This window comes from Herbaspirillum sp. B65, from assembly GCF_000333555.1.
Lineage (GTDB): Bacteria > Pseudomonadota > Gammaproteobacteria > Burkholderiales > Burkholderiaceae_D > Herbaspirillum > Herbaspirillum rubrisubalbicans.
In genome coordinates, this window is sequence record NZ_BADI01000678.1 from 1 (window position 1) to 6,202 (window position 6,202).

General features: G+C 63.9%; 4 protein-coding genes and 1 pseudogene. 2 read left to right on the forward strand and 3 right to left on the reverse strand.

Features of this window, described 5'->3' with window-relative positions:
- Positions 1–163 precede the first annotated feature (163 nt).
- Positions 164–400: pseudogene (locus I5W_RS16105) on the forward strand (GNAT family N-acetyltransferase); the annotation flags it as partial.
- 14 nt (positions 401–414) lie between these two features.
- On the forward strand, positions 415–1,203 hold the full coding sequence (locus I5W_RS16110; protein ID WP_252717057.1) for an ATP-binding cassette domain-containing protein: 789 nt from the start codon (positions 415–417) through the stop codon (positions 1,201–1,203).
- A gap of 27 nt (positions 1,204–1,230) precedes the next feature.
- Here the strand turns inward: I5W_RS16110 and I5W_RS16115 are convergent, their stop codons facing one another.
- The 3 genes from I5W_RS16115 to I5W_RS16125 all read right to left on the reverse strand — a co-directional run.
- Positions 1,231–1,575 carry a hypothetical protein gene (locus I5W_RS16115; protein WP_044529990.1) on the reverse strand — a complete coding sequence of 115 codons (345 nt, stop codon included), beginning with the start codon at positions 1,573–1,575 and terminating at the stop codon, positions 1,231–1,233.
- 3 nt (positions 1,576–1,578) lie between these two features.
- The gene (locus I5W_RS16120) at positions 1,579–3,138 is read right to left on the reverse strand and encodes a sensor domain-containing diguanylate cyclase (RefSeq protein ID WP_044529991.1); all 1,560 of its coding nucleotides are present in this window, start codon (positions 3,136–3,138) and stop codon (positions 1,579–1,581) included.
- 198 nt (positions 3,139–3,336) lie between these two features.
- Positions 3,337–6,202: translocation/assembly module TamB domain-containing protein (locus tag I5W_RS16125; RefSeq protein WP_044529994.1), on the reverse strand; the 2,866-nt coding region annotated here is incomplete at its 5' end.

The window sequence follows — 6,202 nt, forward strand, 5'->3', positions numbered from 1 at the left end:
AGCCCCTTTACCACAACACGAACCCGTCGAGTTTGAGCAGTCAATACCCGACCCATAAGACAAAGACCGGACAGTGCGCAAACACTGTCCGGTCTTTGCCATGACACCTGGGTAGACTGCCCCGGCAAGGCTATACTGCGGCTTCATCCGCAAGGAGCCTTCGATGCCAGTACAGCCGCAATACAGTGCACTGCACATCCGCAGTGCGCAGCAAGATGACTACCCGCAATGGAAGATCCTGTGGGATGACTACAATGCCTTCTACGGCCGCAGCGGCGCCACCGCCCTGCCCCTGCAGATCACCCATGCGACCTGGTCGCGCATCCACGATGCCAGCGAGCCGGTCCATGCCCTGGTGGCCGAATCGGAGGGCAAGCTGCTGGGCCTGGCGCATTACCTCTAATCACCCACGATGTGTGGCTGGCGCGGGCACTGGGCGGGCAACTGGCGGTGATGCTGGAGGGGCGCATGGTGGAACAGGGGCCGGCGCAGGAACTGCTGGCTGCGCCCCGGCATGGCTATACCCGCCGCTTGCTGGCGGCCGATCCGGCGTGCTGGCCGGTGCCGCCGCACGCTGCGCTGCGCAGTGCGGGCGAGGTGATCGTCGAGGTGGAACAGGTGGCCAAGGCCTTCGGCCAGCAGCAACTGTTCAGCGGCATCAGCACGCGTATCCACGCGGGCGAAATCGTCGCCATCAGCGGCCCCAGCGGCGCTGGCAAGACCAGCTTGGGCAACATCGTGCTGGGATTGTTGCAGCCGGATGCCGGGCAGGTCAGGCGCGCTGCGGGATTGCCGCGCACTGCCTTCCAGAAGATCTACCAGGATCCGGCGGCGGCCTTTGCTCCCAGTGTGCGCCTGCGTCAGTCGCTCACTGATCTGGTCCGTTTGCATCAACTGGACTGGTACTGTCTGGAAAGCTTACTGGAACGTATGCGGGTCGCTCCCGCCCTGTTGGATCGCCTGCCGCGTCAAGTGTCCGGTGGCGAGCTGCAGCGCATCGCGCTGGCGCGCGTGCTGCTCATGCGTCCCGCCCTGATCTTTGCCGATGAGCCGACCTCGCGTCTGGACCCGCTGACCCAGCAGGAAGTCATCGCGCTGTTGGTGGAGCAGGCCAGGGCGATGGGCAGTGCGGTGCTGCTGGTGACACATGATGCGCAGATCGTGCAGTGCGTGGCGGATCGGCTGTTGCCTTGGGGGAGCTAGCCGTACGGCGCGGGAGGGGATTCGGAATCAGTCGGCTTCATCCAGGGGGGCATGTGCGCTCTGGGTACTGAGCAGCACGCAGGTCCATTTGCCCTGGGCCGAAGTCGCTCCATCAGGCAAGACCATGTAGGACATGCTCTGCAAGCCGCAATAATGTTCCAGGTATTGGCGGGCGTGGACCATGCGCGCGCGCAGTTGGGCGATGCTGTTTTCGCCGCCATGATGCACTGGCAGGAATTCGTAGATCACTTCGGGATGCAGGAATTCGGTCAGGTGTGCAATCACCTGTTCGGTATCGGGGGAGTCCGCCGTGAACTCATGGTGGGCCGCAGTATCTTCTTCGCGTAGCTGGTAGCGAATCAGGCAGCGCATGGCTCACCTCAGGCTGGGGTAATCGGAGATGACCGCCAGGCGCGGATAGTCGTGCTGGATGGCACGGTCGCGCCCTTGTTCCTTGGCCCGGTAGAGGGCGGCGTCGGCGATGTCGATCAGTTCGCGGGCATCCACCTGCGTCCCCTTGCCGCTGGCCAGGCTGGCCGCGCCCACACTGATGGTGACGTGACCCATCGGGCTGCCTTCGTGCGGGATATCCAGCTTGCGCACGGCCTGGACCAGGCGGCTGGAGATGGCCACGGCGCTGGCGGCATTGCAGTTGGGCAGGATCAGGGCGAACTCCTCGCCGCCATAGCGCGCCACGATGTCGCCCTGGCGCCGCGCTACGCTGCCCAGTGCGGCGGCCACCTGCTTGAGGCAGATATCGCCGGCAGCATGACCGTAGGTGTCGTTGTAGCGTTTGAAGTGGTCCACGTCCACCATGATCAGCGAAAGCGATTCTCCGGAGCGGTTCAGGCGCGATAGTTCGGCGGTCAGCGCCAGGTCGAAGTAGCGGCGGTTGAAGACATCGGTCAGGCCATCCTTCTGCGATTGTGCCTCCAGCGTGCGGTACAGGCGTTCCAGCTCGGTACGCGCGGTGATGGCTTCGAGCTCGGCGGTTTCACGCCTGGCCACCTGAGACACCAGGCGATTGCCACCGTAACTGATGATGATCAACAGCAGCAGCACCACGATGCCGCGGATCCAGAGGCGGCGCGTCCAGTCTTCCAGGATATCGTCCTTGGCCAGCGCCACTGCCACGAAGGTCGGATACAGCTTGCAACGCTGGAAGCTGGTCACGCGCACGATATCGTCGCGCGGCGAGTGCATTTCGAAGGAGCCATGCTCGGACTTGGCCAGGTATTGCGTCATCAGCGCCGACTTGGAAATGTCCAGTCCGATGGAATAGCTCAACAGTGGTTGGCGGAAGATCACCGTACCTTCGTTGAGCCCGAACAGGATGGCGCCGTTGCGCCCGATGGAAAACTGTTCGTAGTAGCGCTGGAAGTGCGACAGGTCGATATCGGCCACCACCACGCCGGCAAAACTGCCGTCATCATGGTTGACGCGCCGGCTCATGGTGGCCACCCACTGGCCGCTGACGCGGCTGCGCATGGGTTTGCCGATGTAGGCGTGGTCGGTGCGCACGCGCTGGTGATGCAGGAAATAGTCGTCCTGGATGTAGCGCTGTTCCAGGTTGGACTGGGAACTGCTGATGGCCAGCCCGGTTTCATCGTAGACCGTCAGCATGGCCAACTGCGGCAGGGCTGCCACCGAACTGACCATGAAGTCGTGCGTGCGCTGGCGACCCGGCGCGTCGGCGCCGTCGTAATGCAGGTGCTCCTGCACGCCCTGCAGGACCACGTCGATTTCCTTGAAGCTCTGATCGGCTTGCTGGACCAGGGCCAGCGCCATGTTGGAAGTGTCGCGGGCAGATTCGTCGATCACCACTTCATAGGCGCGCCAAGCCGACCATGCTTCCAGCAGCACGATGATGAGACAGACCACGACCACGAACAGCCTGGCTGTCCTGGATGCGCGCTGGAGCTTGTGTTCTGGCATGTCGCTTTCCCCCGAAACGGCTTTTCCCCGCTGCCATTGTTATGGCGCATCTTGAGCGCGTCCATCGGGGATTACCTGAACTTGTAGGAAGATTAACAGATTCTCTTGATTCGGGGACAAGCTTTACCTGTCGGAATCAGCGCAATGTCCGCCTGCGGCCAGACCGCAGGCGGATTGCCTTGCTCATGGGCATCTTTTTCAGTCGTAACGCTGGCTGAACAGGATATTCAAGCCATTGACGGTGCCAGCGCGCGCCACCACCGACCAGCGTCGCGAGATCTGCCAGGTGGCCTTGGCGATGCTGGCCGCACCTTGCAGGCTCTGTTCGTAGCCCAGCGTGATCTTTTGGGTGATGGCCTTGCCCAGGTTGACCACCTGGTCATCGGTCAGGCCCGAATCGCTGGAGCCGATGCTGAACTGGTCCAGGCCGATATCCTTGGTAATGCGCTTGCCGGCCATGTTGCCCACCAGCGCCAGTGCCTGGCTGCTGGCGGTACGCTGGCCGATGTTGGAACTGTCGCTGCCGTGGCCGAACATCATCCAGGAGAGTTTTTCATCGTCCGGCACATTGGGCTCCGAGACCAATTGCACGCGTGGCTGGTTGGCGTTGCCGGTGACCGAGACCCCGGCTTCCACGTCCTGGTTGCGGCGCATGGCCAGGATGTTGAGGTTGGGGTTGGACAGCGGGCCGGTGAAGTTGATGATGCCGCGCTCGATGTTGAGCTTGGTACCAAAAGCTTCATAACTTCCCTCGGCGACGTTGATGGTGCCGGTGGCGCGCAGCGGCGAGAGCGGTTCGCTACGAACGTTCATATCGCCGCGCAAAAGCAGGTCGGCGCCGCTGCCACGGAAGCGGAAGTCATTGCCTAGGTCGATGGCCAGGTTGATCAGCGGGGCGAACTTGCTGGCCGGCTTTTCAGTGGCGGCTTCCAGTTTCTGTTGCGAGGAGGCGGCCGCCCCGACGCGGTTCTTGCCGCTGCGGCTGATGATGACCACGTCGTCCCCCAGCTTGGGGGCGCTGCTCTTGGGCAGGTCGAACAGGGCGCGATCCACGGTGAACTTGCCATCGACTCGCAACTGTTCGTTGACGTTGCTGATCTTGCCTTCGCCGGAGAGCATCAGGCGCCGGTCCGGGCTGGCAAACAGTTCCAGGTGGTCGGCGGTGAGGCTGGCGTTGAGGTCGGGATTGTCCGCGCCCAGTTGGATCTTGCCGCCGGCGCGCAGGGTACCGCTGCCGCCGTGGAATTCGATCTGGCGCAGATCGATGACATTGCTGTCCATGACGATGCGCACGATGCCATCCTTCAACTGGATGCCCTGGTCGAACTCGGTCACGGCCAGGTTGTCGCCGTTGATGGCGCCGGACAGCTTGGGTTGGCCCAGCGTACCAGCCGCATTGAGGTTGGCCGCCAGCTTGCCGTTGAGGCTCACTTGCGGGCCGATCAGGTCGCCTATGCGCTTGGCCTGGGGGATGTCGAGCTTGGCGCTCAGGTTCAGGGGCGAGGCCGTATCCAGGGCCAGTACCTGGTCGATACGCTGCAGGCCGATATCGCCTTCCAGCTCCAGCGTGCCGATGCGCGCGGCGTTGACGCGGCCCGATACGCGCATCTGCTCGCCCTGGAACTGGCTGCGCAGTTGCAGTTCGGATAGGCCCAGGGTGGCTTCGCCAGTGCTGGTGGTCACCCGCACATCACCGGATTTGCGGGCGATCTGCAGGTAGCCGCTGGCGCTCTCGGCCAGGGTGAAGTCCCAGTCGCTGTCGAGCACCAGATCGGTCTTGACCGGCGGCGGGGTGCCGCTCAGTTGCTGGGTCAGCTCCAGGATCCGTCCAACGTCCAGCGCCTTGACCTGGCCGGCCGAGGCCAGCCGGCCCTGGTGATAGGAAAGACGCTTCAACTCCAGCGCAGTACGGTCGATCTCGAGGCGGGTGCTGCCGGCCTCGATGCCATCGGCCGAGGCCTCCAGCGCCAGCGGGCTGGCCATGGCGATGCGCGGCAAGCCCTGGTTGCTGAACTGGTCCAGGCTGCCAGCCCAGCCGTAGTGGCCGCGGGTCTTTTCGGTGAGCTGGCCGTGGGCGGCCAGGTTCAGGTCCAGGGTCTGGTCCAGCAGCTTGCCCTTGGCTTGCAGGGATAGGGCGTGCTTGGCATAGGTGCCGTCCAGCTTGATGGCCAGGTGCGCCAGTTCGGCTTGCGGGCCGCTGTAGCCGTCGCCTTCCACGTTCAACGCCAGGCGGTTGTCGGGCGAAGCCACGCCGGCGGCCAGGTTGCTGTGCAGTTCACTTTGTCCGGCCAGATGGTGAAGTTTATGCGCACCAAAGCTCAATTGCTCGGCCTGGAAGCTGGCCAGCAGGTTGGGCCGCTGGCGCGTGCCGGCAAGGATGCCGTCCACCCGCAGCAGGCCGGACAAGCCATAGCCCAGCTTGGCCAGTTGCGGCGCATCGATCTTGAGCTTGAGTTTGTCGCTGGGGGCGCCGAAGCTGCCGTCCAGGTCCAGCATGTTGCCGGCGATCTGCAGGTGGGCGCGGCTGGGCAAGAGCCGCATGGCAACCAGGTTGAGGTCGCCGCGACCGCTCATGGGCAGTTCGCCGTAGCTGCTGTCGTGGATGGCGAAGCCGAGCTTGAGCCTGAGTTCGGGCGAGAGCGCGCCGGCGGCGTTGAAGTCCATGTTGATGCGCGCCGCAATCGGCTTGGAGACGGGCGCGCTGCTCTTGCGTCCCTTTCTGGTGGGCCCCGCAGGCGGGGCCACGGCTTGCAGCACGGCGCTGGGATCGAAGTCCAGCAGCCGGCCCTTGATCTCGTAATCCATGGCCCCTGCGGTCTGTAGCGTACCGGTAGTTTCCAGGCGCGACTTGCCGGCCGTGAGCGAGGCTTGCCGCACTTGCACGCGGTCATGGCCGATCACGCTGTCCACATGCAGTTTCAGGGCGCTGTCTTGCAGGGTCAACAGGATCTGCTGGGCCTCGGGGGCCAGACTCAGTTCTACCGGACCCGACAGCCGGGTGGGGCGTACCTGGCGATGGAGTTGGCTCAAGTCCAGGTCGCTTACGCGCAGCTGAATTGGCCCG